This is a genomic window from Erwinia piriflorinigrans CFBP 5888 (genome assembly GCF_001050515.1).
In the GTDB taxonomy this organism is placed as follows: domain Bacteria; phylum Pseudomonadota; class Gammaproteobacteria; order Enterobacterales; family Enterobacteriaceae; genus Erwinia; species Erwinia piriflorinigrans.
The window spans coordinates 885,895-909,978 of the sequence record NZ_CAHS01000015.1; the positions used below are offsets into that span (position 1 = coordinate 885,895).

Below are 24,084 nucleotides of genomic sequence, written 5' to 3' on the forward strand. Positions count from 1 at the left end.
TCACTCACCGAATAAACGCATCATTTCCTGCTCATCTATCACCTTAACCCCCAACTCCTGGGCTTTAGCCAGCTTAGAGCCTGCGGCTTCTCCGGCGATAACCAGATCGGTTTTTTTCGACACGCTGCCGCTGACCTTAGCACCCAATGCCTGCAAACGCTCTTTGGCATCATCACGGGAAAGGATACTCAGTGAACCCGTCAGTACCACGGTTTTCCCGGCAAATGGACTGTCGATCTCTTCCGCTTTGACCACCACCACGTCTGGCCAGCTCACCTCGGCTTTCTCCACCAGCAGGCGGATAATTTCGCGGTTACTCTCTTCATCAAGGAAGTTGCGCACATGGCTGGCAACCACTTTACCGACATCTTGTACCGCCATCAGCGCATCAATATCGGCTGCCATCAGCGCTTCCAGCGTGCCAAAATGAGCCGCCAGATTAGCCGCAGTTGCTTCCCCAACTTCGCTGATGCCAAGCGCATACAGGAAACGGGCAAAGGTGGTTTGCTTCGCTTTCGCCAACGCGTCCACCACGTTCTGTGCCGATTTCGGCCCCATACGGTCAAGTCCGGTCAACTTACCCGCCGTCAGCTCAAACAGCTCTGCCGGGTTTTTGACATATTCTTTATCCACCAGCTGGTCGATAATTTTCTCACCCATGCCGTCAATATCCAACGCCCGGCGTGAAACAAAGTGTTTTAAAGCTCCCTTGCGCTGCGCGCCGCAAATCAGGCCACCGGTGCAACGCGCCACCACTTCGCCCTCGACACGCTCCACGTCCGAACCGCACACCGGGCAGTGCGTTGGAAAAACAATCTCACGCGCGCCGTCGGCAGACTCCACCACACTCATGACCTGGGGAATAACATCTCCGGCGCGACGAATAACCACGCGATCGCCGATTTTCAGCCCCAGTCGCTCAATTTCATCGGCGTTGTGCAGGGTGGCATTACTCACCATCACTCCGGCGACCAGCACCGGTTCCAGCCTGGCAACCGGGGTAATGGCTCCGGTACGACCAACCTGGAATTCGACGTCACGTACCGTTGTTATCTGCTCCTGCGCAGGGAATTTAAACGCCACGGCCCAACGCGGCGCCCGTGCGACAAAACCCAGCTGCTCCTGTTGCTCCAGGCTGTCCACTTTAATCACCACGCCATCAATATCGAAGCCGAGCGCCGGACGATCTGCCTCAACCTGATGATAGAAGGCCAGAACCTCTGACGGGCTGTGACAAAGGCGCACGCGGTCGCTAACCGGTAGCCCCCAGGCCTTGAACTGTTGCAGACGCCCCATATGGCTGCGCGGCATTTCGCCCCCTTCCAACAGGCCGAGGCCGTAGCAAAAGAAGGTGAGCGGACGTGTCGCGGTGATACGCGGATCGAGCTGGCGCAAAGAACCGGCGGCGGCATTACGCGGATTAGCAAACACCTTTTGCCCACCGCGACGCGCTCGATCGTTCATGTGCTCGAACCCTGCCAGCGGCATGAACACTTCGCCACGCACTTCGAGACGTGCAGGAATGTTGTCACCGCTCAGACGTAGTGGAATAGCTCTGATGGTGCGCACGTTAGCGGTAATATTCTCTCCGGTGGTGCCATCGCCACGGGTCGCTGCCCGTACCAGTTCACCCTGCTCATACAGCAAACTGACCGCCAGGCCGTCCAGCTTCAGCTCACAGCAAAAGGTGAGATCGTCACCGCTTTTTAGCCGATCCTGTATGCGCTTGTTAAATGCCAGGTAGCTCTCTTCATCAAAAGCATTGTCGAGCGACAGCATAGGGACTTCATGACGTACCTGTTCAAAAGCGCTGAGCGGGGCTGCCCCCACGCGCTGAGTCGGTGAGTCCGTGGTCAACAGTTCTGGATGTTCAGTTTCCAATTCCCGCAGTTCGCCCATCAGGCGATCGTATTCCGCATCCGGTACTGCCGGTTCATCCAGCACATGATACTGATATTCATAATGGCGAAGCAGGGTTCGCAAATGGGTAATTTTGTCTTGTACGGATTCCATAGCGGCACCATTAGAGATAAAAAGCCCCCGAAGATCGGGGGCCTGGAGAGGTTAGTCAGGGTGATTTAGTGACTGTTAGCGTCAATCACGTTGCGGATACGTGCTTTGTACGTCTCCAGCTTTTGCGGCGTCATCATACGGCGCTCATCGTCAAGTACGACACCGCCGACATCATCAGCGATTCGCTGAGCGGATTGCAGCATCAGCTTAAAGTTTTGATGGGCATCGCCATAAGACGGCACCATCATAAAGATGGACACGCCCGGAGTGGAAAATTCAGACATATTTTCTGGATTAAACGACCCCGGCTTCACCATATTCGCCAGGCTAAACAGCACAGGGCCGCTGCCTGATGGGTTAAGATGACGATGGAAAATATTCATCTCACCGAACTGGAAACCAGCCTGCAGTACGCCCTGCAGCAGCGCTTCACCGTCGATACTCCCGCCAGCGTGAGCCGAAACGTGGAGAACCAGGACGGTCTCTTTCTGCTTGGCGCGCGCTTCTGGTGCAGGCGCTTCCTGACTCCGCACCGGCGCTGTTGGTGCAACCGGGGCAGCCTCTTCCGCTGGAGGAGCCGCCGGGCGGCTCACTTCCGGCTGACGAGCTGGCTTATGCGTTTCGGGCTGCGGATGAGAGCTGTGTGACGACTCGCCACCAAACAACGGGTCCTCATCTTGCGGCTCATCGACCTTAGGCTGATGGCGTACCGGCACGGGCTGCGCTTTGCTGTGACGCGCAGGCGCATCTTCGGGTTCCAATTCCCCCAGGGAAGGCTCCGACGCTTCAGCGGAGGGACGGTGCGTACGCACTTCACCCACGCCTTCATCTTCATCCTCGAAAGCTTCTTCTCTGTCCTGTTTTAAACGCTTGTGCGGGCGATCGCGAAAAACGGATGAGCGCTCTTTACGGCTGGTCCACAGGCCGTGTAGTAAAAGCGCTATTATGGCGATCGCGCCAACAACGATTAATATCAGACGCAAATCCTGCATCATTGTATTCTCTGTTGTTCCAGTACCTTGCCACCGCGGCAAACTTTATCCTCTAACTGTATTTGCCAGAGTACACAAGTGCAAGTCCGGGCACTATTTTCTGACAAATATCCCGCTTTTGGGGGACTTATTTGCTGTTTTTTTACTCACACGGCCTCTGGTGAGCAGAAAAAGGTGGGTTATGATAGCCACAGCCTTCCCGTATTAAGGAGAAATACCGTTCATGCCACAACACAATTTTGACCCGTCACCTAACGGCGTACACTATTTCAGCGTCGGCTGGAAGCTGATCCGCCTGCCGGGTATTCGCCGTTTTGTCATTATGCCGCTGTTGGTCAATATTCTCCTGATGGGGGGGGCCTTTATATGGCTATTCCAGCGTCTGGGACAATGGGTCCCCGAGCTGATGGCGATGGTGCCAGGTTGGCTACAGTGGCTAAGCTATCTGCTCTGGCCACTACTGGTGCTTTCAATCATTCTGGTCTTCAGCTACTTTTTCTCCACCATCGCTAACTGGATTGCCGCACCTTTCTGTGGACTGCTGGCTGAACAGCTTGAGGGAAGATTGGCAGGTAATCCCCTGCCAGACAGCGGCTGGAGTGGGCTGGTAAAAGATCTGCCGCGTATTCTGAAACGTGAATGGCAAAAGCTGGCTTACTATCTTCCACGGGCGCTGGGGCTGCTGGTGCTCTATTTTTTACCGGGATTTGGGCAGACCGTCGCCCCGGTTTTGTGGTTCCTGTTCAGCGCGTGGATGATGGCAATCCAATACTGCGACTATCCGTTCGACAATCATAAAGTGAGCTTCCGCCAGATGCGTTCCGCTATGGGGCAGAACAAAACCATGAGTATGCAGTTTGGCGCTTTGGTCAGCCTGTTCACCATGATCCCGATCCTCAATCTGGTGATCATGCCGGTCGCGGTATGCGGAGCCACCGCCATGTGGGTAGAGCGTTACCGCTCACAGCTGCGCGCGTCTCGTTAAGTTAAGATATTCACGCGCTGGCGATTTACCTTGCAACGAAACGGCATTCCGGGTGGTGTTACCACCGCCCGGTTCGCCTTTTTTTCAGGCTTATGCCATTTCGGTCGGGCTTATTTCTGCTAAACATATCTATATTCGATTTCTTCACTTCACGGGCTGATTGAACAAGGTATGCTCTATGTGTTCCCAATATTTCATACAGTTAAGGACAGGCTATGAGTAAGATATATGAAGACAACTCTTTAACAATCGGTCATACGCCGCTGGTTCGACTGAACCGTATCGGTAATGGACGCATTCTGGCAAAAGTTGAGTCACGTAACCCAAGCTTCAGCGTCAAATGCCGTATCGGTGCCAATATGATTTGGGATGCAGAAAAACGCGGAATTCTGAAGCCGGGCATTGAGCTGGTTGAACCCACCAGCGGCAACACCGGTATTGCTCTGGCCTACGTTGCGGCAGCGCGCGGATATAAATTGACGCTGACGATGCCGGAAACCATGAGCGTCGAGCGCCGCAAATTACTCAAAGCACTGGGGGCAAACCTGGTGCTGACCGAAGGTGCCAAAGGCATGAAGGGCGCCATCAGCAAAGCGGAAGAGATCGTCGCCAGTAATCCAGATAAGTTTGTCCTGTTGCAGCAGTTCAGCAATCCGGCAAATCCAGAAATTCACGAAAAGACCACCGGCCCGGAAATCTGGGAAGATACCGATGGCGAAGTCGACGTGTTTATTGCCGGTGTGGGCACTGGCGGCACGCTAACCGGGGTCACTCGTTACCTTAAAAATACCAAAGGTAAAAAAGATCTGATTTCGGTTGCGGTAGAACCCACCGACTCACCGGTCATTGCTCAGGCGCTGGCAGGGGAAGAGATCAAGCCCGGCCCACATAAAATTCAGGGCATCGGCGCAGGTTTTATCCCGGGGAACCTCGAGCTCAACCTGATCGATCGCGTTATCGCCATCACCAACGAAGAATCGATTTTAACCGCACGCCGCCTGATGGAAGAAGAAGGTATTCTGGCCGGTATCTCTTCGGGTGCAGCCGTTGCTGCCGCATTAAAGTTACAGGAAGATGCTGCATTCGCAGACAAAAATATCGTAGTCGTACTTCCCTCTTCCGGTGAGCGCTATCTGTCTACCGCACTGTTCGCCGATTTGTTTACCGAGAAAGAGCTGCAACAGTAAACGCGGGGCACGCCAAACCGCCTAAAAAAGCACCTGAGAGGGTGCTTTTTTGTGGAGTGCGTCAAACTTTTATCACTCGAAAGATTGATTTTACCCTCCATCGTCTGGTATTTAAGCTGGCAATTATTTCGATCCGAAAAATTAATCGGTCATAAATTAGAGCTGGCTGAATCGATTTACTAATTTGGCGCAGCAAGAGAAATCGCGGCATAATGAGAAGTGGATGAATGAGGCGAAGATCCAGAATTTTCTCTTAACCTTTACTCCACCTTACCAGCGCATTTTTGGCATGGTTTTGTACGCTGCCAGTGCGACTCACTACAGGTTAAAGCCCGCCATTTTTGGCCAGGCTTTAGATCAACAACACCAAACCTAATTAAGTTGGGGAAACATAATGTTCCAGCAAGAAGTCACCATTACTGCACCAAATGGCCTGCACACTCGTCCAGCTGCTCAGTTCGTTAAAGAAGCTAAGGCATTTGCCTCTGACATCACCGTTACTTCTAACGGCAAATCTGCCAGCGCGAAGAGCCTGTTCAAATTACAGACCCTGGGTCTGACGCAGGGCACCGTAGTGACCCTGTCTGCAGAAGGTGAAGACGAGCAGAAAGCCGTTGAGCATCTGGTCAAACTGATGGCCGAGCTTGAGTAATCAGTTCGCTATCCAGCGCAGTACACTCAGACAGAATATTGCAATGTTGATCGCGGACAGGTAGTTCGCGATATCGCTTTGGTAAAATGACCGAAATTTGACAAATCGGTTTGCATTATTCGTCTGACTCGCTGAGTGGGCTACCGCAGAAGTTATCTGTGTATTCCTCTTCAGACGATAATCAGAAAGAGAAAAGGTAGGGTTATGATTTCAGGCATTTTAGCATCACCGGGTATCGCTTTCGGCAAGGCGCTTCTGCTGAAAGAAGATGAGATTGTTATTAACCGGAAAAAGATTTCTGCCGACCAGGTCGATCAGGAAGTTCAGCGTTTTCTTGATGGTCGTCAAAAAGCTGCCACGCAGCTTGCGGCGATCAAAATCAAAGCCGGTGAAACCTTCGGTGAAGAGAAAGAAGCGATCTTCGAAGGGCATATCATGCTGCTGGAAGATGAAGAGCTTGAGCAGGAAATCATCGCGCTGATCAAAGATGAGCACGCCACCGCCGACGCCGCTGCCTTTTCTGTTATTGATGGCCAGGCGAAAGCGCTGGAAGAGCTGGATGATGAGTATCTGAAAGAGCGCGCTGCCGACGTTCGTGACATCGGCAAACGCCTGCTGCAAAACATTCTCGGTCTGCACATCGTCGATCTCAGCGCCATCAACGAAGAAGTTCTGCTTATTGCTAAAGATCTGACTCCGTCAGAAACGGCCCAGCTGAACCTGAAAAAAGTATTAGGCTTTATCACCGATATTGGCGGTCGGACTTCGCATACCTCCATTATGGCTCGCTCGCTGGAGCTGCCGGCCATTGTTGGCACCGGTGACGTCACCAGCCAGGTGAAAAACGATGATTTCCTGATCCTTGACGGCGTGAACAATCAGGTTTACATCAACCCAACGCCAGAAAAAGTGGACGAGTTAAAAGCCGTTGCGCATCAGTACACCAGCGAAAAAAATGAGCTGGCGAAACTGAAAGACCTGCCGGCCATCACTCTTGACGGGCATCAGGTTGAAGTCTGTGCCAACATCGGTACCGTACGTGACGTGGCGGGAGCAGAACGCAACGGCGCTGAAGGCGTTGGTTTGTACCGTACCGAATTCCTGTTTATGGATCGGGAATCTCTGCCGAGCGAAGATGAACAGTTCCAGGCTTACAAAGCCGTAGCGGAAGCGGTGGGCGCTCAGGCTGTCATCGTGCGTACGATGGACATCGGCGGCGACAAAGACCTGCCATATATGAACCTGCCGAAAGAGGACAACCCATTCCTCGGCTGGCGCGCCATCCGTATTGCGATGGATCGTACCGAAATTCTGCATGCGCAGCTGCGTGCTATTCTACGCGCTTCTGCCTTTGGCAAACTGCGTATCATGTTCCCGATGGTGATCTCCGTTGAGGAAGTTCGCTTCCTGAAAGCTGAACTGGAAACCCTGAAAGCCCAGCTGCGCGCAGAGGGTAAAGCTTTCGACGAGCAGATCGAAGTCGGTATTATGGTGGAAACCCCAGCATCTGCGGTCATTGCCCATCATCTGGCTAAAGAAGTCGACTTCTTTAGTATTGGGACAAACGACCTGACACAGTATACTCTGGCGGTAGATCGTGGTAACGACCTGATTGCGCATCTCTATAATCCTATGTCCCCTTCTGTCCTCACGCTGATTAAGCAGGTTATTGATGCTTCTCACGCTGAAGGTAAGTGGACCGGCATGTGTGGTGAGCTGGCAGGTGACGAACGTGCTACACTACTGTTATTAGGAATGGGGCTGGACGAATTCAGCATGAGTGCCATTTCTATCCCACGCATCAAGAAAATTATTCGTAATACCAATTTTGAAGATGCGAAGGCGTTAGCAGAGCAAGCTCTGGCTCAGCCGACAGCGGACGAACTGATGAACCTGGTGAATAAGTTCATCGAAGAAAAAACACTCTGCTGAAACTGAGAGACGCTGGCACAACATTACTGCTTAGGAGAAGAACATGGGGTTGTTTTCAAAACTTTTTGGCGATAAGTCAGATTCTGCATCGGGTGCTATTGAGATCGTAGCACCGCTATCGGGCGAAATCGTTAATATCGAAGACGTACCGGATGTGGTTTTTGCGGAGAAAATTGTTGGCGATGGCATCGCGATCAAACCTACAGGCAATAAAATGGTTGCGCCAGTTGATGGCACCATCGGAAAAATTTTCGAAACCAATCATGCGTTTTCCATCGAATCTGACAACGGCATTGAGCTTTTTGTCCATTTCGGGATTGATACGGTTGAGCTGAAAGGTGAGGGCTTCAAGCGTATCGCGGAAGAAGGGCAGAAAGTGAAGAAAGGCGACGTAGTGATCGAATTCGATCTTGCCTTGCTGGAAGAAAAAGCGAAATCAACGCTGACGCCGGTAGTGATCTCGAATATGGATGAGATCAAAGAGCTGGTTAAGTTGACGGGTAGCGTTGTGGTCGGTGAGACCCCGGTTATTCGTATTAAAAAATAATCGCGCTCCTGAGAAAAAGCCCACTGGATACATTCAGTGGGCTTTTTTTTGGACAATCGTACTGCCATGATTCGATATTTAGATCCGCTCGAGTGACAACCTTATACTCCCTCGTTAACTTATCTGTGCTAATCCTGTGCTATCTTGTTCGGGAAAAATTAGCTAACGAAGTTTGGCTAATATGAGCCATATATCCATTTATGAAATCCACGATCGGTGTCTTATTACAACGCAACATGTTATTCAGCGTTTTGGCTGGCACACTATTTCGCTCACCACGTTGAGCAATGGCGATAAATGTAAGCTCGAAGAAGGTATCAACAACTCTGTGCTCAACTGGGCATGGGCAATGGACCGATACAGAGGTGATGCCGACAATGGCATACCGAACATATCGCTAAAGGTTATCGAACATGACGAGCCGGACGCGTTACACGCCGTGATTATCTGTAAATACGATGAGTCCCGCGAACAGTTCTCTATCTGTATGTTAGAGAATTTCATCAGCGCTGTGGCATCGGCACTTACTGGCAAAGTGCTTATCATAGCGCTTATTTACTCGACAACGTTCTGCGAAGTAGCAGAACTTAGCGAGATTTACATTCAAGACCCGACATCAGATGCGAAGCCACGTTATGTGTCTTATGGCTTCGCCCAGGTATGGGATGACCACGATAAATGTCGGCAAATGTATCAGATATACTACAGCTCATTCAAAGTAAGGTGAGTGGTGCAGACCTTGATGAGTAATCTGACCCCCAATAGGGGAACAGGGCTAATAATTGTAAAATGAGCAGCACTGATGTAAAATTATACTAAATGGTCAATAGTCGACGAGGAGGCGTTATGTTGAAACAAATAAAAAAAATCGATTCATCGGCAGCGATGGTCGCTACTCAACGTTCCTTAGATTTTTGGGCAACAATCGATGGCAATAAACTTGCCAAATCAGGCCTCAAAGAGAAGGAAATGGATCTGGTAGGCCCGAGGAAAATGGAAAAAGCGATCCACCAAGGCTAATCCATTTAATATGCTGAATAAGACTTCCATTGGGAGTCTTATTCATTTCTGCCAGTTCATCCACCGCAGAGAACACGCTGCCTGGCCACGACATCTGAACTCAAAAGCCGGTTTACCTGTGCCAGAAAGCTGGCGTTCATTCAGACCGATTAAATCTCCCAATGCGGCAGACGAATGATCAGCTCCAGACCACCTTCGCGAGCATTCAACGCGCTGACCTCCCCTCCGTGAGCGATCACCACTTTACGCACAATGGACAAGCCAAGTCCGTAGCCTTTGCCTGACAACGGTGAATTGACGCGCACAAACGGGTCAAAAATACTGGAAAGTTTATCAGGATCCACTCCCGGACCGCGATCGCGTACGCCAATGACCAGCCAGCCGTTTTCCTGTTGCAGGTTAATCAGCACCTGTTGGCCCCGGGTTGAAAAACGCAGCGCGTTACGCACCACGTTTTCTAGCGCGGAACGAATCAGGTTGGCATCCCCCTTGACGGTGTAATCATGATGTCTGTCGGCTTCAAGCAAGATCTCAACGCCCGGCACCTGCGCCTCGTAACGCGCATCGTTAGCCACTGCTTCCAGCAGCCCGAGCAAATCCAGGTATTGTTCATCGGGCAGATCCTTATGTTCCGCCCGCGACAGGGTAAGCAGCTCGCCGATCATCTTATCCAGACGACGTGCCTCTTCATCGATCCTGTCGAGTGAAGCGCTAACGGAGCTGGGCGTCTGACGCGCTAACCCGGTTGCCAGCTGCAGGCGTGCCAGCGGTGAACGCAGTTCGTGAGAAACGTCGTGTAGCAGCTCTTCGCGCGCGCTGACCAGTACCGAAAGCCGCTCCACCATCGCATCAAAATCCTGCGCCACCGCCGACAGCTCGTCGTAGCGTCGGCGCATTTGCGGATACAGGCGTACGGATAGATCGCCTTTCGAGACACGGGCAAAGCCTGCTCGCAGTTGACGCATGGGACGCGTCAGGTTCCAGGCCAGAAACAGACTGAATAACAGTCCGCAAACACCGCCGGCAATAAACAGCGGCTGCGGCATATTAAGAATGCTGTGCGGTCGATGCGCCATACCGCTATCCGCTCGCATACCAGCCACGTTATAGCGCAGCTGATAGCGATGTCCGTCTGCCCCGCTCACCGATTCGATGATCGTCTCCGGGAATTCTCCAGGTGGCAGAACCTGATTCAGCTCATCCGGCAACGTCCCGGCTGGCGGCAAACTATCGGTTCGCTGCACCGAAAAAAACTGCCGATCCTCCGGCGGCCAGTCCACCAACATATTATTCAGCGCGTCCGGGCCACCGCGTTGCAACACGGACACGGCAGAGGTCATTTGCAGATTAATCATCCGTCTGGTGGCAAGATTTTCCGGAGGTTCATGATGTTTGCCGTATAAGCTAAAACCCAGCCACAGAAGTTGCGTAATGGCAATAAAGGTCAACCAGAAACCCAGCAGGATTTTCCAGAACAGAAACCCACGGAAGCCAGATTTCATCGGATACGGTAGCCGATACTGCGCACCGTCTCGATATTGATCGTATCATGGGTTAACGCCGCCAGTTTCTGACGAATGTTACTGATATGCACGTCCACGCTGCGATCGTAAGCCTCACGCGGGCGGCCCAATCCCTTTTCCGAAAGCTCATCTTTCGATACCACACGTTCAGCGGAGCGCAACAGCAGATCGAGCAAATTGAACTCAGACGCGGTGAGATCAAAAGGCTTATTCTGCCATTCGCTGATGCGCGTTGCCGGGTTTAACGTCAGTTCGCCCCATGCCACCACATCGGTGTTTTTTGCAGAAACCGGCGGCTCTTCAACACGCCGGAGCACGGCGCGCAGGCGTGCGACCAGTTCACGCGGATAACAGGGTTTGGGCATATAATCATCCGCCCCCATTTCCAGTCCGATCACGCGGTCGATGTTATCTCCCTTCGCCGTTAGCATGATCACCGGCAGACGGCCGTGCTGTCGCACCTGGCGCAAAACATCAATGCCACTCATATCCGGTAGCATGATATCGAGGATCATCGCGTTGTAGTCGCCGGTAATCGCCCTTTCCACTCCCGCTTTGCCGGTTAACACTAATGACGCATCGAAACCTTCGGCAATCAGGTACTCACTCAGCATGGTGCCCAGCTCAAGGTCGTCGTCGACCAATAAAATTTTCATACGCGATCTCTCTGTGATACAGACGTCATTTTCACCTGTTAACGGGCAACGCGCAGCCCCTTTTACCCAATCCTTACAGTATGACAAGAGTAGACCACTCGTCGGCTATTTACCGGACAGAGGGTGAAGTGACGCGCATTCACGCAGTGAGAACGGCAGTTAACGCCGATCCGCAAAGACGTTATGAGTAAACGCCGGTTGACAGATAGCGGTCACCGCGATCGCAGATAATAGCCACGATCACACTGGCTGGATGAGCTCGGGCGATGTGCAACGCCCCGGCAACGGCACCGCCAGAGCTGACGCCGCAGAATATGCCTTCCTTCCTGGCCAGCAGACGCATGGTCTCTTCTGCTTCCTGTTGCGACATATCTAACAGGCGGTCAACCAGTTCGGGGCGGAAAATGCCCGGAACATAGGCTGCGGGCCAGCGGCGAATGCCCGGAATGCTGCTGCCTTCGGACGGCTGTAGTCCGACGATTTCCACCGCCTGGTTTTGCTGTTTGAGAAAACGCCCCACGCCGGTTATGGTGCCGGTAGTTCCCATACTGGAGACAAAATGCGTCAAACGCCCGCCCGTCTGCTGCCAAATTTCTGGCCCGGTGGTGAGAAAATGGCCCAGCGGGTTATCGGGGTTATTAAACTGATCCAGCACCTTGCCTTCACTGCGTGCGGCCATCTCCAGCGCTAAATCCCGCGCGCCCTCCATGCCCTGATCGCGGCTGACAAGGATCAACTCTGCCCCGTAAGCGCGCATCGCCGCCTGGCGCTCAACGCTCATGCTTTCCGGCATCAGGAGCTTAATCACATAGCCTTTCATTGCGGCGATCATCGCCAGAGCAATACCCGTGTTGCCGCTGGTTGCCTCGATCAGGACATCACCAGGGTGGATTTCACCGCGCAATTCCGCCTGCTGGATCATGGATAACGCCGCACGATCCTTGACCGAACCGGCAGGATTGTTACCTTCCATTTTTAGCCATATCTCACTGCCATTATCCGGCATAAGGCGCTGTAACTGGATTAATGGCGTGTTGCCAATCGTGTTTTCAAGTGTGATCAAGTCAGGCTTCCCGGCATGAAGTCGTAGGGGCTGGCATCAACCAGCCCCTTGCGGAAATAAGAGTCAGAGAAGGAAAGTATCAGGCGCTTTCAGCAAAGGCAACCGGGCGTAATGCCGTATCGCCATGATACAGCCGGGCATTTTGCAGGCCGACAAACAGACGTTCGCCGCGCTGCGGGGCAATCTGGTCACCTTCCATCACTACGGTAAGCGGCTCGGCGCTCCATCCGGCTGGCTCCAGAACCAGCTGCCAGTAATGCCCGCGCGGGCTCATCTCTACAATCCTGGCTGGCAGTGGTGTTTCCAGGCTACTCCGACGACTGACGTCTATTTCCCACGGGCGCAGAAACAGCTCCACTCCCCCCTGATGCGCGGGGGTATAGGCCAGCGGCCAGTGGTGCGCGCCAACGTGGAACTGAGAACCATGCACTTCGCCGTCAAAACGGTTCACTTCCCCGAGGAATTCCAGCACGAAGCGGGTTGCAGGGTCGCGCCATACGTCATCCGGCGTACCGACCTGCTCAATATTACCCTGGCTCATCACCACCACGCGATCCGCCACTTCCATCGCCTCTTCCTGGTCATGGGTGACAAACACGCTGGTAAATTTCAGCTCTTCATGCAGCTGGCGCAGCCAGCGGCGCAGCTCTTTGCGCACCTGGGCATCCAACGCGCCAAAAGGCTCGTCCAGCAGCAGAATTTGCGGCTCTACCGCCAACGCACGCGCCAGAGCAACGCGCTGTTTCTGCCCACCGGAAAGCTGGGCCGGAAAACGTCCGGCCAGGTGCCCCAGCTGCACCATATCCAGCAGGCGGGTCACTTTCTGCTTAATGTCAGCCGCTGACGGGCGCTCACGGCGTGGCAAAACGTTCAAACCAAAGGCGATATTGTCGAATACCGTCATATGGCGAAACAACGCGTAATGCTGAAAGACAAATCCCACCTGGCGGTCACGGGCATGTACCCGACTGACGTCTTTGCCGTGGAAGCTCAGACGACCGCTGTTCTGGTTTTCCAGTCCGGCGATAATGCGCAGCAGCGTGGTTTTACCCGAGCCGGAAGGCCCCAATAACGCCACCATTTGCCCGGAAGGAATATCCAGAGAGATATCGTTCAGGACTTTCGTCCGGCCGAAGGATTTATTGATGTTGCCGATCTCAATGCTCATGGTTCCCCTCCCGTTGCAAACGCTGTTGCTGGCTCTCTAAGCGCCACTGTACGGCACTTTTCAGAAACAGCGTCACTATCGCCATCAGAGTTAACAAGGCAGCAGCGGTAAACGCGCCAACGCTGTTGTAATCCTGATGCAGTAATTCAACCTGTAATGGCAGCGTATAGGTTTCGCCGCGAATCGCCCCTGACACCACCGAGACCGCGCCGAACTCGCCGATGGCGCGCGCGTTGGTCAACACAACGCCATAAAGCAGCGCCCAGCGAATATTCGGCAAGGTCACGCGCCAGAACATTTTCCAGCCGGATGCTCCCAGCAGCACCGCAGCTTCATCTTCGTGGCTGCCCTGGCTCAACATCACCGGAACCAGTTCACGCACCACAAACGGGCAGGTAACAAAAATCGTCACCAGCGCCATGCCCTGCCACGAGAACATCAGCTGGATACTGTGCGCATCGAGCCAGCCACCAACCGGGCCGTTCACTCCCCAGAACAGCAGATACATCAGACCCGCCACGACCGGCGAGACGGCAAAGGGGATGTCGAACAGCGTCAACAGCAGCTGGCGGCCTGGGAAGGTAAAGCGCGTGACCAGCCAGGCCAGCAGCGTACCAAATACCAGGTTCACCGGCACCGCAATCAGGGCGATCAGTAGCGTAAGCCAGATGGAGTGCAGCATATCGGCATCGCGCAGATTACTGAACGTCGCGAGTAACCCCTCGGAGAAAGCAGTGGCGAATATCGCCACCAGCGGCACGACCAGCAACAACAGAGATATTAATGCGCCAGTGCCTATCAGCGCCCATTTTCCCCACTGAACTCGTGCCCGGCCCAGGTTTTTAAAATCGCTAACATCCGCCATTAGTGACCTCCAATACGACGGCCAAAGCGGCTTTGTAAGGTGTTGATGGCAAACAGCAGCAGCAGCGACGCCGCCAGGATCACGGAAGCGATCGCGCTGGCCGCCGGGTAATCAAACTCCTGCAAACGAACGAAAATCATTAGCGAAGTCACTTCGGTTTTCCAGGCGATATTACCGGCGATAAAAATGACCGCGCCAAACTCGCCCAGGCTGCGGGTAAATGAAAGCGCCGTTCCTGCCAGCAAAGCCGGGCCGACTTCCGGCAGCACTACGCGGCGGAAGCTCTGCCACGGCGTCGCGCCGAGTGTTTCAGCGGCCTCTTCATACTCTGGCCCCAGCTCTTCCAATACTGGCTGCACGGTGCGCACCACAAAAGGAATGCTGGTAAACGCCATCGCCACGGCAATGCCAAGCCAGGTGTAAGATACCTTGATATCAAACTGCGCCAGCCACTGGCCGTACCAGCCGTTGACGGAAAACAGCCCGGCCAGCGTCAGCCCGGCCACTGCCGTTGGCAGGGCAAATGGCAGATCCATCAGCCCATCAAGCAGTGCACGGCCGGGAAAGCGATAGCGCGTCAAAATCCACGCCATCAGCATGCCAAACAGCGCGTTGAAAACAGATGCGACACCGGCGGCGATCAGCGTCACTTTATAGGCAGACATCACCTGCGGGTTAGTGATCACCTGCCAGTACTGCGCCAGCGTCATCTGCGAAAGCTGCATCAGCAGGGCGCTAATCGGCAGCAGCAGGATCAGACAGGTGAAAAACAGGCTGCTGCCCAGGCTGATACCAAATCCGGGCAGTACGCGTTTACTCCGTGTTGCCAACATCACTCACGCCTCGCCGATAAAAGCTTATCAAGTTCGCCACCGCTGGCGAAATGCGTTTTCATTACGTCGTCCCAACTGCCGAAAGCCTGCTCGACCCTGAACAACTCGGTGTGCGGGAAACGATCTTTTTGCTGCGCCATCAGCTGCGGGTTATCCACGCGATAGTAAAAGCGCGTAATAATTTGCTGGGCGGATGGCGTATAGAGGTAGTTAAGATAGGCTTTGGCGGCCTCTTCGCTATGATTCTGCTGGGTATTTTTGTCAATCCAGGCCACCGGAAACTGCGCCAGGATATTGGTCGGCGGCACAATCACCTGATAGCCATCCTGTACATAGCGATCGCGAAGGGTATTCACCTCGGATTCAAAGCTGATCAGCACATCACCCAAGCCACGATCGACGAATGTTGTCGTCGCTCCACGGCCTCCGGTATCAAACACCTCTACGTTTTTCAGCAACTGCGTCATGAACTTTTCAGTTTTCGCTTTATCATGGCCATCAGCACGATCGGCCGCACCCCAGGCGGCCAGCCAGGTGTAGCGCCCGTTACCGGAGGTTTTCGGATTAGGGAAAATCAGCTTCACATCGCTACGTACCAGATCGTTCCAGTCCTGGATGTGCTTTGGGTTCCCTTTGCGCACCAGGAATGCCATCGTTGAATAAAACGGCGAGCTGCCGTTCGGCAGACGCTGTTGCCAGTCGGCCGGGATCAGATTGCCCCTGTCATGCAAGATCTGCACATCGGTCAGCTGGTTGTAGGTGACCACGTCGGCTTTAAGCCCCTGCAAAATCGCCAGCGCTTGCTTGGACGAACCGGCATGAGACTGTTTGATCGTCAGCGTATCTCCGGGATGCTCCTGCGCCCACTGCGTTTCAAACGGGGTATTCAGGGCGGCAAAAAGCTCACGCGAGACGTCATATGAGCTGTTGAGCAGCTCTGTCGCCTGAACGCCCGCACTCAACAGCAACGAGAATGCACTGGCTGATACAACTCTTTTGATCGTCGGTAACGTCATGATGCCCCCGGAAGATGAGCCAGTTGAGCGGAAAAAGTGCATTAAGTTTATTGATAACCTGAGGCAAAGACGTAGCGGTTTTATATACCGTTTGGTGCTTTGCAATGAGAAAACGCTATAAGCCTGTGGAATTGGTTATGTCGCAGCCGGGAAAGGCGTGGAACTGACAATAAAAGATTGAATATGTCGCAAACGGCTTTCCCCCGACATCCGACTTAGCGTATTGCACACCAGCCAGATTCAGTGCCGGGGAAATGAAGGCTGAACAGCCTCTCACTGTTTGCGGCTGAACTAACGCCGCCAGATAATCTTACTCAGGGTCCAGTTTTGTAGGCTTTCATCTGCAGGGATTAATCCTTCCGGCCCGTGCCAGTCGCCGCTAAACACGTAGCTGATATGCTGACTGTCCGGCGCTTTACATTCCACGCTGGCGCTGTCTGCCCCGCTCCCTTTCTGACAGTTATCAAAGGCCTTTTTGTACAGAGAGCTGAACGGCGCGCCTGTTTTCACGCCACTGGCGGTGGCAATCTTGCTATCGGAGATATCAATACGGCTGACGGTGCTCTGCCCGGTCAACTCCAGCTTCACCTGCTTGTCGCTGTCCAGCGCCTGCCAGAAGTGAACAATAGTGCCGTCTGCGGTACGCATCCCTTGTCGCAGCTGGTAATTGCCATTCAGGCCGTCAGTCAGTGTCTGCTGCTGTAGCAGAGTTGTGCCATTTATCCCGCCAACCCCCTGCTCACTGACCTGTAAGGGGGAGGAAAACCAGTTCAACGGTGACAGGCTGGACCAAGACCAGGAGATGGGGTTCCACCATGTTGCAGAAGAAGCGCTTGCGGGCTGGGAAGAGGAAGTGGCGCAGCCTGCCAGCAGCACACAGCCTGCCAGCAACGCTGGTCGAGTAATATTCATGACAACTCCAGATAGTATTAACAGGATTTCCTGATTAGCTTGTTGGAGTACTAATCGGCATAAAAGTTTTATTTAGTGATTTTCAGCGGGATCGAAGCAGTCGCGCAGCCGTCGATAGTAGATCAGCGCCAGCAGTGCCATGCCGTCCAGCACAGATGTCAGTAGCAGCAGATCGGCAGCGCCAGTATCGTCCTGCCACAATCGTGCGCACTGTAACAGCAACGTCAGTACCAGAGTCAGTAGCAATATCCAGCGCCACGCCTGCCAAAGACGCGGCAGACGCTGCCGATAGCCGGTTAACAGCAGCCCTGACACGGCCGGCACGCCCAGACATAATCCCAGCCAGAAGCTGTGTTTATCCGGGTAACAGAGTTCAAGCAGCTGCGAACCCTGCTGCCCTGAAGCACCCGCCATCGTAAACAGCAGCCAGGTGCGCGCCTGCAAGAGCAATATCGCCCAAAAAGAGAGCGGTAGCCGCAGCTGGCCTTTATGATCGTAATCATCCGGAAGATATTTCACATTTAACCGTTTCATAAAGATGATGAGAAATTAGTACTCACGATCTTCAATCAGCCGCTTACCTAACAGCTGGCTGTCCTGCGTCTCATAATCCAGCTTTTCATAGAACCCGGTTACCGCATCGTTTTCTTCACGTACCATCACATTAATTTTCGGACAGCCACGGGCGATAAGTTTTTTCTCCAGGCGGTTAATCAGCGCGTTGGCGAAGCCGCGCCCCTGATAATCCGGATGCACGCCGAGGTAGTAGGCCGAGCCACGGTGACCGTCATAGCCGCCCATCAATGTACCGACGATCTCACCGCCAGCCACGGCCACCAGGAACAGGTCTGCATCGTGATTCAACTTACGCTCAATATCCATTTCAGGATCGTTCCACGGGCGTAACAGATCGCAACGTTCCCAAAGGGTGATCACTTCTTCAAAATCATCTTGCCGGAATGCACGAATTTCCATCAGATTTGGCCTGTTATTTAGCTTAATTAGCTGATTATCACGCATTCTTCTGCCTGTGCAAGTCCATTGGCAGGCATTAAGAAAAAAAAGAGATGATAAGACCGGTTAGCTGACTGAAATAATTGGTAAAAGCCTGAAATAGTTCCCTTCTCGCCGCCGTGAACGAGTTACGCTATAACAGTGAATATACTTGCTTACCGGACGCCGAGATGAAAAAAATATCCCAGATGACGCCGCTGACCAGCCGCCGCCAGCTTCTGCTCTCCGGGCTGGCGCTGGCGCTACTGGCGAGCAGGCCAGCCCCCGCTTGGGCGGAACAGCAGGTGCTGCGCCCGCCAAAAAACCCGGTTGAGCCGTCAACTCACGGCAAAAAAATCGTGATGATCGATCCGGGCCACGGCGGGATTGACTCCGGTGCAGTGGGACACGAAGGCTCGGAAGAGAAGCATGTGGTGCTGGAGATCGCTAACCATATCCGTCAGCATCTTAGCGCTCATCCGCATATTGAGGTTCGCCTGACCCGTGAAAGCGACCACTTTATTCCGCTGGGTGAGCGGGTCGAGATCGCCCATCAACACGGGGCCGACCTGTTCATGTCGGTGCACGCCGACGGCTACACCAGCCCAAGCGCCAACGGAGCTTCCGTCTTTGCCCTGTCAAATCGAGGAGCCAGTAGCACGATGGCGCGCTATCTGTCGCAAAGAGAAAACGCCGCCGATAAGGTCGGCGGCGTGCAGGCCGCCGCCAAAGATCACTATTTACAGCAGGTGCTGTTTGATCTGGTGCAAACCGATACCATTAAGAACAGCCTGATCCTCGGGCAACATCTGCTGGGACAGATCCGCCCGGTACACCATCTACACAGCCAGCATACCGAGCAGGCGGCTTTTGCGGTACTGAAGTCACCGTCGATTCCCTCGGTGCTGGTAGAAACTTCATTTATTACCAATCCCGCCGAAGAAAAACTGCTTGGCACCACGGCGTTTCGACAGAAAATTGCCGGGGCCATCGCCGAGGGTATCGTGAGCTTTTTTGATCGATACGAGACGACCAGACGCACAGGCTGAAGCAAATGACGTATAATCCGTGCGTCTTTTTGCACAGGATCTTGTTATGAACACACCGGATATCGCCCAGGTCAAACAGTTCTTACTTAACCTGCAGGATGAAATTTGTCAGAAGCTGGAACAGGCAGACGGCACCGCCCGCTTTGTCGAGGACAGTTGGCAGCGCCCCGGCGGCGGCGGCGGACGAAGCCGCGTGCTGCGTCAGGGTCACGTGTTTGAGCAGGCAGGCGTTAATTTCTCTCACGTTCACGGCGATGAGATGCCTGCCTCCGCCACCGCCCATCGCCCCGAGCTGGCAGGGCGCAGCTTTGAAGCGCTGGGCGTCTCGCTGGTTATCCATCCGGAGAACCCCTATATTCCCACCAGCCACGCCAACGTGCGCTTCTTTATCGCCGAAAAACCCGGCGCTGACCCGGTTTGGTGGTTTGGCGGTGGTTTCGATCTCACCCCATTTTACGGCTTCACCGAGGATGCCGTGCACTGGCATCAGACGGCCTTTGACCTCTGCCAGCCTTTTGGCGCGGATGTGTATCCACGCTACAAAAAATGGTGCGATGACTATTTCCACCTGAAGCACCGCAACGAGCAGCGCGGTATTGGCGGGCTATTTTTCGACGATCTTAATGCCGAAGGATTCAACCAGAGCTTCCGCTTTATGCAGGCGGTTGGCCATGGCTTTTGCGATGCTTATCTGCCCATCGTCGAGCGCCGTAAAGCGTTGCCGTGGGGTGAGCGCGAGCGCAATTTTCAGCTCTACCGCCGTGGCCGCTACGTCGAGTTCAATCTGGTGTGGGATCGCGGCACGCTGTTTGGTCTGCAAACCGGCGGGCGTACCGAGTCGATTCTGATGTCGATGCCGCCGTTGGTGCGCTGGGAATATGATTACCAGCCGTTGGAAGGCAGCCCGGAAGCCGCGCTTTACCGTAATTTCATCGTCGTTAAAGAGTGGCTTTAAGCTAACAAAACGGGTCGGTGCCCTGCCTGCCCGTTAACAATTCAAGCTGCGGCGGTTTGCTTCCTTCCCTTCTCCCGCCGCATCCACTGGTTACCACATCCGCACCGACGCCAACATTCCAGTGACAGCATAAAATTAAGCCTTATGTGCCACTGCCCGTCATCCGCGTCACATTTTTTGCACTAACTGCTACACTTTTAGTAACGGTATTTCTGGCTCTGTAGCCGGACCATTGGGCGAACCCATCGCAACAATCAGAGAAAACGCATTTCCATTGTTACAGGTCTGATGCAATGTTTACCTCACCGTATTCAGCCGTGGCGGGTCGCGTTATTGTCTCCCTCTGACCTTAACTACCGTACTGACAACGTCACGCTTACCTTTGCATTACCGATTGCTTACCAAGGAGCTTAGATGAACCAGTTAGACGCACTGAAACAATTCACCACCGTGGTGGCTGACAGTGGCGACATTGAATCCATACGCCATTATCACCCGGAAGATGCCACCACCAACCCGTCTCTGATCCTGAAAGCCTCCGCACTCGACTCGTACAAACATCTGATCACCGATGCCATCGACTACGCTAAAAAGCAGGGTGGCAGCAAAGAAACTCAGATCATTAATGCCAGTGATAAAGTGAATATCAATCTGGGGATGGAGATCCTGAAAAGCGTTCCGGGCCGTGTCTCCACTGAAGTCGATGCGCGCCTCTCTTACGATCGCGGAATGTGCGTCACCAAAGCTGAAAAGCTGATAAGAATGTATGAAGAGCACGGTATCGACAGGTCACGTATTCTGATCAAACTGGCCTCCACCTGGGAGGGGATCAGAGCCGCAGAAGAGCTGGAGAAAAACGGCATCAACTGTAACCTGACACTGCTGTTCTCCTTCGCCCAGGCGCGCGCCTGTGCCGAAGCGGGCGTATTTCTGATCTCACCTTTCGTAGGCCGTATCTATGACTGGTACAACAGCCGTAAGCCGCTTGACCCCTACATTGCTGATGAAGATCCTGGCGTGAAGTCAGTGCGCAGCATCTATGAGTATTACAAACAGCACCGCTATAACACCGTTATCATGGGCGCCAGCTTCCGTAAAGTTGAGCAGATCCTGGCGCTGGCTGGCTGCGACCGTCTGACCATGTCGCCCAACCTGCTGGAAGAGTTGCAGGCAAGCACCGCGCCCGTTGAGCGCAAGCTGATCCCGTCGACCGAAGCCTTCAACCAGCCAACGCCGCTCACCGAAGCCGAGTTCCGCTGGCAGCACAATCAGGACCCTATGGCGGTTGAGAAACTGGCAGACGGCATCCGTCAGTTCGCCGCTGACCAGCAGAAGCTGGAAGATGTGCTGTCCGCTCGCCTGTAATCCTTTTTTTATCAAAACAATATTTAACGGGGTGGATTAAACGTCCGCCCCCGTGAATTTCGGGAGAAATTATGTCTTCACGTAAAGAGCTGGCTAACGCCATTCGCGCGCTGAGTATGGATGCGGTGCAAAAAGCGAAATCGGGCCACCCTGGCGCCCCAATGGGAATGGCTGATATTGCTGAAGTGCTGTGGCGCGACTTTATGCACCACAATCCGACCAACCCAGCGTGGGCAGATCGTGACCGTTTTGTCCTTTCCAACGGTCACGCTTCAATGCTGCTCTATAGCCTGCTGCATCTCACCGGTTATGATCTGCCGATGGAAGAGTTGAAAAACTTCCGTCAGCTCCATTCAAAAACGCCGGGCCACCCGGAAATCGGTTATACCCCTGGCGTCGAAACCACCACCGGGCCACTGGGCCAGGGGTTGGCAAATGCCGTCGGTCTGGCGATAGCTGAGCGCACGCTGGCAGCCCAGTTTAACCGTCCCGATCACGAGATCGTCGATCACTTCACCTACGTGTTTATGGGCGATGGCTGTTTGATGGAAGGCATCTCGCACGAGGTCAGTTCTCTGGCAGGTACGCTGGGGCTGGGGAAACTGATCGGTTTTTACGATCACAACGGCATCTCCATCGATGGTGAAACCGACGGCTGGTTTACTGACGACACCGCCAAACGTTTCGAAGCCTATCACTGGCATGTGATCCACGATATCGATGGCCATAACCCGGAAGCGGTTGCCGCTGCGATTAAAGAAGCGCAGAGCGTAACGGATAAGCCCTCACTGATTATCTGTAAAACCGTTATTGGTTTTGGTTCGCCAAACAAAGCCGGTAAAGAAGAGTCTCACGGTGCCGCGCTCGGCGACGAAGAAGTGGCGCTGACGCGTAAACAGCTGGGCTGGAACTATCCGCCGTTCGACATTCCGCAAGAGATTTACGCTCGCTGGGATGCCAAAGAGGCGGGTGCGAAAGCAGAGAAAGCCTGGGATGCAAAATTCGCCGCCTACAAAGCCGCACATCCTGAACTGGCAGCGGAATACACTCGCCGTATGTCTGGCGGGATGCCGGACAACTGGCAGGCAGAAACGCAGAAATACATTGAGGATTTGCAGGCTAATCCGCAGAAAATCGCCAGCCGCAAGGCCTCACAAAATGCGCTTGAAGCCTATGGCCCACTGATTAAGGAGTTCCTCGGCGGTTCTGCCGATTTAGCGCCAAGCAACCTGACGATCTGGTCCGGTTCCAAGTCGATTAAGGAGGACACTGCGGGTAACTACATCCACTACGGTGTGCGTGAGTTCGGCATGACGGCCATTGCCAATGGTATCGCCCATCATGGCGGCTTTATCCCCTACACCGCGACCTTCCTGATGTTCGTGGAGTACGCGCGTAACGCAGCACGTATGGCGGCACTGATGAAAGCGCGTCAGATTATGGTTTACACCCATGATTCCATTGGTCTGGGGGAAGATGGCCCGACGCATCAGCCCGTTGAGCAAATAGCCAGCCTGCGCGTCACGCCGAATATGAGCGTCTGGCGTCCCTGTGACCAGGTGGAAACTGCCGTGGCCTGGAAACATGCCATCGAACGCCACCACGGGCCTACTGCATTGATCCTGTCGCGTCAAAACCTGGCGCAGCCAGCACGCAGTAAAGAGCAGCTGCAAAATATTTCGCGCGGTGCCTATGTGCTGAAAGACAGCGATGGCACGCCGGAAGTGATTCTGATTGCCACAGGTTCCGAAGTGGAAATCACTCTCGGAGCGGCAGAGAAACTCACCGCCAGCGGCCACAAGGTCCGCGTAGTTTCCATGCCATCTACCGATCTGTTCGATAAACAGGACATCGCCTACCGCGAATCGGTACTGCCATCGACTGTGACGGCGCGTGTGGCGGTCGAGGCCGGGATTGCGGATTACTGGTACAAATATGTTGGCCTGAATGGCGCAATCGTCGGTATGACCGGCTTTGGTGAGTCGGCTCCGGCAGACAAGCTGTTCGCAGAGTTTGGCTTTACGGTCGAAAACATCGTCAGCCATGCAGAGGCGTTACTCAAACCGCACTGATTTGTCCGGCAAAGCATCACGACCCAACGCCATCATCATCTGACTGGATGAGGCTTGGGGAAATGGCTGGCTAACCGTAAGGGCTGGGTTCGGTGATAAACCGTACCCAGCCCTGTTTTTATCTGGCATGCCTGAGCCTTTGATGTGATGCTGCGTTGCGCTCACCGAACCTTACATGCCTCCCCTCCTCCTGCTCCTTTATACGCTTAATCCGCTCGATGGCAGACCGTGGCGGGGAGTTTGCTACGACCACATCGTTGACCGGCATCACGGCAACAAGGACCAT

At 53.9% G+C, this 24,084-nt stretch carries 23 protein-coding genes; 11 read left to right on the plus strand and 12 right to left on the minus strand.

From position 1 onward, the window contains the following. Both ligA and zipA read right to left on the minus strand, forming a co-directional pair. On the minus strand, positions 1–2,013 hold the full coding sequence (ligA, locus tag EPIR_RS12170) for an NAD-dependent DNA ligase LigA (protein ID WP_023655710.1): 2,013 nt from the start codon (positions 2,011–2,013) through the stop codon (positions 1–3). A gap of 65 nt (positions 2,014–2,078) precedes the next feature. Next, positions 2,079–3,008: a cell division protein ZipA gene (zipA, locus tag EPIR_RS12175; protein ID WP_023655711.1), complete on the minus strand. Its 930-nt coding sequence runs from the start codon at positions 3,006–3,008 to the stop codon at positions 2,079–2,081. Positions 3,009–3,228: 220 nt separating this feature from the next. On the opposite strand from zipA, the gene cysZ reads away from it, so the two are divergent. The 7 genes from cysZ (at position 3,229) to EPIR_RS18915 (ending at position 9,328) form a co-directional block, all read left to right on the plus strand. Then, positions 3,229–3,990: a sulfate transporter CysZ gene (gene cysZ, locus EPIR_RS12180; protein ID WP_023655712.1), complete on the plus strand. Its 762-nt coding sequence runs from the start codon at positions 3,229–3,231 to the stop codon at positions 3,988–3,990. A gap of 215 nt (positions 3,991–4,205) precedes the next feature. Beyond that, positions 4,206–5,177 carry a cysteine synthase A gene (gene cysK, locus EPIR_RS12185; protein WP_023655714.1) on the plus strand — a complete coding sequence of 324 codons (972 nt, stop codon included), beginning with the start codon at positions 4,206–4,208 and terminating at the stop codon, positions 5,175–5,177. A gap of 394 nt (positions 5,178–5,571) precedes the next feature. Further along, entirely contained in the window at positions 5,572–5,829 is a 258-nt protein-coding gene (gene ptsH, locus EPIR_RS12190; protein ID WP_004158914.1) for a phosphocarrier protein Hpr, read from the plus strand. Positions 5,830–6,033: 204 nt separating this feature from the next. After that, positions 6,034–7,761 carry a phosphoenolpyruvate-protein phosphotransferase PtsI gene (gene ptsI / locus EPIR_RS12195; RefSeq protein ID WP_023655716.1) on the plus strand — a complete coding sequence of 576 codons (1,728 nt, stop codon included), beginning with the start codon at positions 6,034–6,036 and terminating at the stop codon, positions 7,759–7,761. Between the two features lie 43 nt (positions 7,762–7,804). Next, positions 7,805–8,308 (plus strand): PTS glucose transporter subunit IIA, encoded by a 504-nt coding sequence (gene crr, locus EPIR_RS12200; protein ID WP_012440843.1) that lies wholly within the window; start codon positions 7,805–7,807, stop codon positions 8,306–8,308. Positions 8,309–8,489: 181 nt separating this feature from the next. Next, positions 8,490–9,035 carry a hypothetical protein gene (locus EPIR_RS12205; RefSeq protein ID WP_072066032.1) on the plus strand — a complete coding sequence of 182 codons (546 nt, stop codon included), beginning with the start codon at positions 8,490–8,492 and terminating at the stop codon, positions 9,033–9,035. A 119-nt stretch (positions 9,036–9,154) separates the two neighbouring features. After that, on the plus strand, positions 9,155–9,328 hold the full coding sequence (locus tag EPIR_RS18915) for a hypothetical protein (RefSeq protein WP_023655718.1): 174 nt from the start codon (positions 9,155–9,157) through the stop codon (positions 9,326–9,328). Between the two features lie 149 nt (positions 9,329–9,477). Here the strand turns inward: EPIR_RS18915 and EPIR_RS12210 are convergent, their stop codons facing one another. The 10 genes from EPIR_RS12210 to EPIR_RS12255 all read right to left on the minus strand — a co-directional run bounded on the left by EPIR_RS12210 (position 9,478) and on the right by EPIR_RS12255 (position 18,339). Continuing rightward, positions 9,478–10,830: an ATP-binding protein gene (locus EPIR_RS12210; RefSeq protein ID WP_023655719.1), complete on the minus strand. Its 1,353-nt coding sequence runs from the start codon at positions 10,828–10,830 to the stop codon at positions 9,478–9,480. Then, positions 10,827–11,507 (minus strand): response regulator transcription factor, encoded by a 681-nt coding sequence (locus tag EPIR_RS12215; protein WP_023655720.1) that lies wholly within the window; start codon positions 11,505–11,507, stop codon positions 10,827–10,829. Before EPIR_RS12215 ends, EPIR_RS12210 begins: the two co-directional genes overlap by 4 nt. Before the next feature lie 181 nt (positions 11,508–11,688). Beyond that, positions 11,689–12,570 carry a cysteine synthase CysM gene (gene cysM, locus EPIR_RS12220; protein WP_023655721.1) on the minus strand — a complete coding sequence of 294 codons (882 nt, stop codon included), beginning with the start codon at positions 12,568–12,570 and terminating at the stop codon, positions 11,689–11,691. Between the two features lie 79 nt (positions 12,571–12,649). Next, positions 12,650–13,738 carry a sulfate/thiosulfate ABC transporter ATP-binding protein CysA gene (gene cysA / locus EPIR_RS12225; RefSeq protein WP_023655722.1) on the minus strand — a complete coding sequence of 363 codons (1,089 nt, stop codon included), beginning with the start codon at positions 13,736–13,738 and terminating at the stop codon, positions 12,650–12,652. After that, a complete protein-coding gene (gene cysW, locus EPIR_RS12230) occupies positions 13,728–14,603 on the minus strand; it encodes a sulfate/thiosulfate ABC transporter permease CysW (RefSeq protein ID WP_023655723.1) in 876 nt (291 codons plus the stop codon). Before cysW ends, cysA begins: the two co-directional genes overlap by 11 nt. After that, positions 14,603–15,436 carry a sulfate/thiosulfate ABC transporter permease CysT gene (gene cysT / locus EPIR_RS12235; RefSeq protein WP_023655724.1) on the minus strand — a complete coding sequence of 278 codons (834 nt, stop codon included), beginning with the start codon at positions 15,434–15,436 and terminating at the stop codon, positions 14,603–14,605. Before cysT ends, cysW begins: the two co-directional genes overlap by 1 nt. Continuing rightward, positions 15,436–16,452, minus strand: coding sequence for a sulfate ABC transporter substrate-binding protein (locus EPIR_RS12240; RefSeq protein ID WP_023655725.1), 1,017 nt, complete (start codon positions 16,450–16,452; stop codon positions 15,436–15,438). The genes cysT and EPIR_RS12240 overlap by 1 nt, the downstream gene beginning before the upstream one ends. A gap of 291 nt (positions 16,453–16,743) precedes the next feature. Further along, positions 16,744–17,364: an RpoE-regulated lipoprotein gene (locus EPIR_RS12245; RefSeq protein WP_023655727.1), complete on the minus strand. Its 621-nt coding sequence runs from the start codon at positions 17,362–17,364 to the stop codon at positions 16,744–16,746. A 72-nt stretch (positions 17,365–17,436) separates the two neighbouring features. Then, on the minus strand, positions 17,437–17,898 hold the full coding sequence (locus tag EPIR_RS12250) for a DUF2919 domain-containing protein (protein WP_023655728.1): 462 nt from the start codon (positions 17,896–17,898) through the stop codon (positions 17,437–17,439). Between the two features lie 15 nt (positions 17,899–17,913). After that, positions 17,914–18,339, minus strand: coding sequence for a GNAT family acetyltransferase (locus tag EPIR_RS12255; protein ID WP_048697533.1), 426 nt, complete (start codon positions 18,337–18,339; stop codon positions 17,914–17,916). A gap of 209 nt (positions 18,340–18,548) precedes the next feature. On the opposite strand from EPIR_RS12255, the gene amiA reads away from it, so the two are divergent. The 4 genes from amiA to tkt all read left to right on the plus strand — a co-directional run bounded on the left by amiA (position 18,549) and on the right by tkt (position 23,798). Continuing rightward, entirely contained in the window at positions 18,549–19,406 is an 858-nt protein-coding gene (gene amiA, locus EPIR_RS12260) for an N-acetylmuramoyl-L-alanine amidase AmiA (protein ID WP_023655730.1), read from the plus strand. Positions 19,407–19,452: 46 nt separating this feature from the next. After that, positions 19,453–20,361, plus strand: a complete 909-nt coding sequence (gene hemF, locus EPIR_RS12265; protein ID WP_023655731.1) for an oxygen-dependent coproporphyrinogen oxidase — start codon at positions 19,453–19,455, stop codon at positions 20,359–20,361. 414 nt (positions 20,362–20,775) lie between these two features. After that, positions 20,776–21,726, plus strand: coding sequence for a transaldolase (gene tal / locus EPIR_RS12270; protein WP_023655732.1), 951 nt, complete (start codon positions 20,776–20,778; stop codon positions 21,724–21,726). 71 nt (positions 21,727–21,797) lie between these two features. Next, a complete protein-coding gene (gene tkt / locus EPIR_RS12275; protein WP_023655733.1) occupies positions 21,798–23,798 on the plus strand; it encodes a transketolase in 2,001 nt (666 codons plus the stop codon). The last annotated feature ends 286 nt before the right edge of the window (positions 23,799–24,084 follow it).

Coding starts and splice junctions, on each gene's coding strand:
- ligA (WP_023655710.1), bottom strand. CDS start 2,013: ATGGAATCCGTACAAGACAAAATTACCCATTTGCGAACCCTGCTTCGC.
- EPIR_RS12255 (WP_048697533.1), bottom strand. CDS start 18,339: ATGGAAATTCGTGCATTCCGGCAAGATGATTTTGAAGAAGTGATCACC.
- hemF (WP_023655731.1), top strand. CDS start 19,453: ATGAACACACCGGATATCGCCCAGGTCAAACAGTTCTTACTTAACCTG.
- cysT (WP_023655724.1), bottom strand. CDS start 15,436: ATGTTGGCAACACGGAGTAAACGCGTACTGCCCGGATTTGGTATCAGC.
- amiA (WP_023655730.1), top strand. CDS start 18,549: ATGAAAAAAATATCCCAGATGACGCCGCTGACCAGCCGCCGCCAGCTT.
- cysZ (WP_023655712.1), top strand. CDS start 3,229: ATGCCACAACACAATTTTGACCCGTCACCTAACGGCGTACACTATTTC.
- ptsH (WP_004158914.1), top strand. CDS start 5,572: ATGTTCCAGCAAGAAGTCACCATTACTGCACCAAATGGCCTGCACACT.
- ptsI (WP_023655716.1), top strand. CDS start 6,034: ATGATTTCAGGCATTTTAGCATCACCGGGTATCGCTTTCGGCAAGGCG.
- zipA (WP_023655711.1), bottom strand. CDS start 3,008: ATGATGCAGGATTTGCGTCTGATATTAATCGTTGTTGGCGCGATCGCC.
- crr (WP_012440843.1), top strand. CDS start 7,805: ATGGGGTTGTTTTCAAAACTTTTTGGCGATAAGTCAGATTCTGCATCG.
- EPIR_RS12215 (WP_023655720.1), bottom strand. CDS start 11,507: ATGAAAATTTTATTGGTCGACGACGACCTTGAGCTGGGCACCATGCTG.
- tal (WP_023655732.1), top strand. CDS start 20,776: ATGAACCAGTTAGACGCACTGAAACAATTCACCACCGTGGTGGCTGAC.
- EPIR_RS12205 (WP_072066032.1), top strand. CDS start 8,490: ATGAGCCATATATCCATTTATGAAATCCACGATCGGTGTCTTATTACA.
- tkt (WP_023655733.1), top strand. CDS start 21,798: ATGTCTTCACGTAAAGAGCTGGCTAACGCCATTCGCGCGCTGAGTATG.
- EPIR_RS12210 (WP_023655719.1), bottom strand. CDS start 10,830: ATGAAATCTGGCTTCCGTGGGTTTCTGTTCTGGAAAATCCTGCTGGGT.
- cysW (WP_023655723.1), bottom strand. CDS start 14,603: ATGGCGGATGTTAGCGATTTTAAAAACCTGGGCCGGGCACGAGTTCAG.
- cysA (WP_023655722.1), bottom strand. CDS start 13,738: ATGAGCATTGAGATCGGCAACATCAATAAATCCTTCGGCCGGACGAAA.
- cysK (WP_023655714.1), top strand. CDS start 4,206: ATGAGTAAGATATATGAAGACAACTCTTTAACAATCGGTCATACGCCG.
- EPIR_RS12250 (WP_023655728.1), bottom strand. CDS start 17,898: ATGAAACGGTTAAATGTGAAATATCTTCCGGATGATTACGATCATAAA.
- EPIR_RS12245 (WP_023655727.1), bottom strand. CDS start 17,364: ATGAATATTACTCGACCAGCGTTGCTGGCAGGCTGTGTGCTGCTGGCA.
- EPIR_RS12240 (WP_023655725.1), bottom strand. CDS start 16,452: ATGACGTTACCGACGATCAAAAGAGTTGTATCAGCCAGTGCATTCTCG.
- EPIR_RS18915 (WP_023655718.1), top strand. CDS start 9,155: ATGTTGAAACAAATAAAAAAAATCGATTCATCGGCAGCGATGGTCGCT.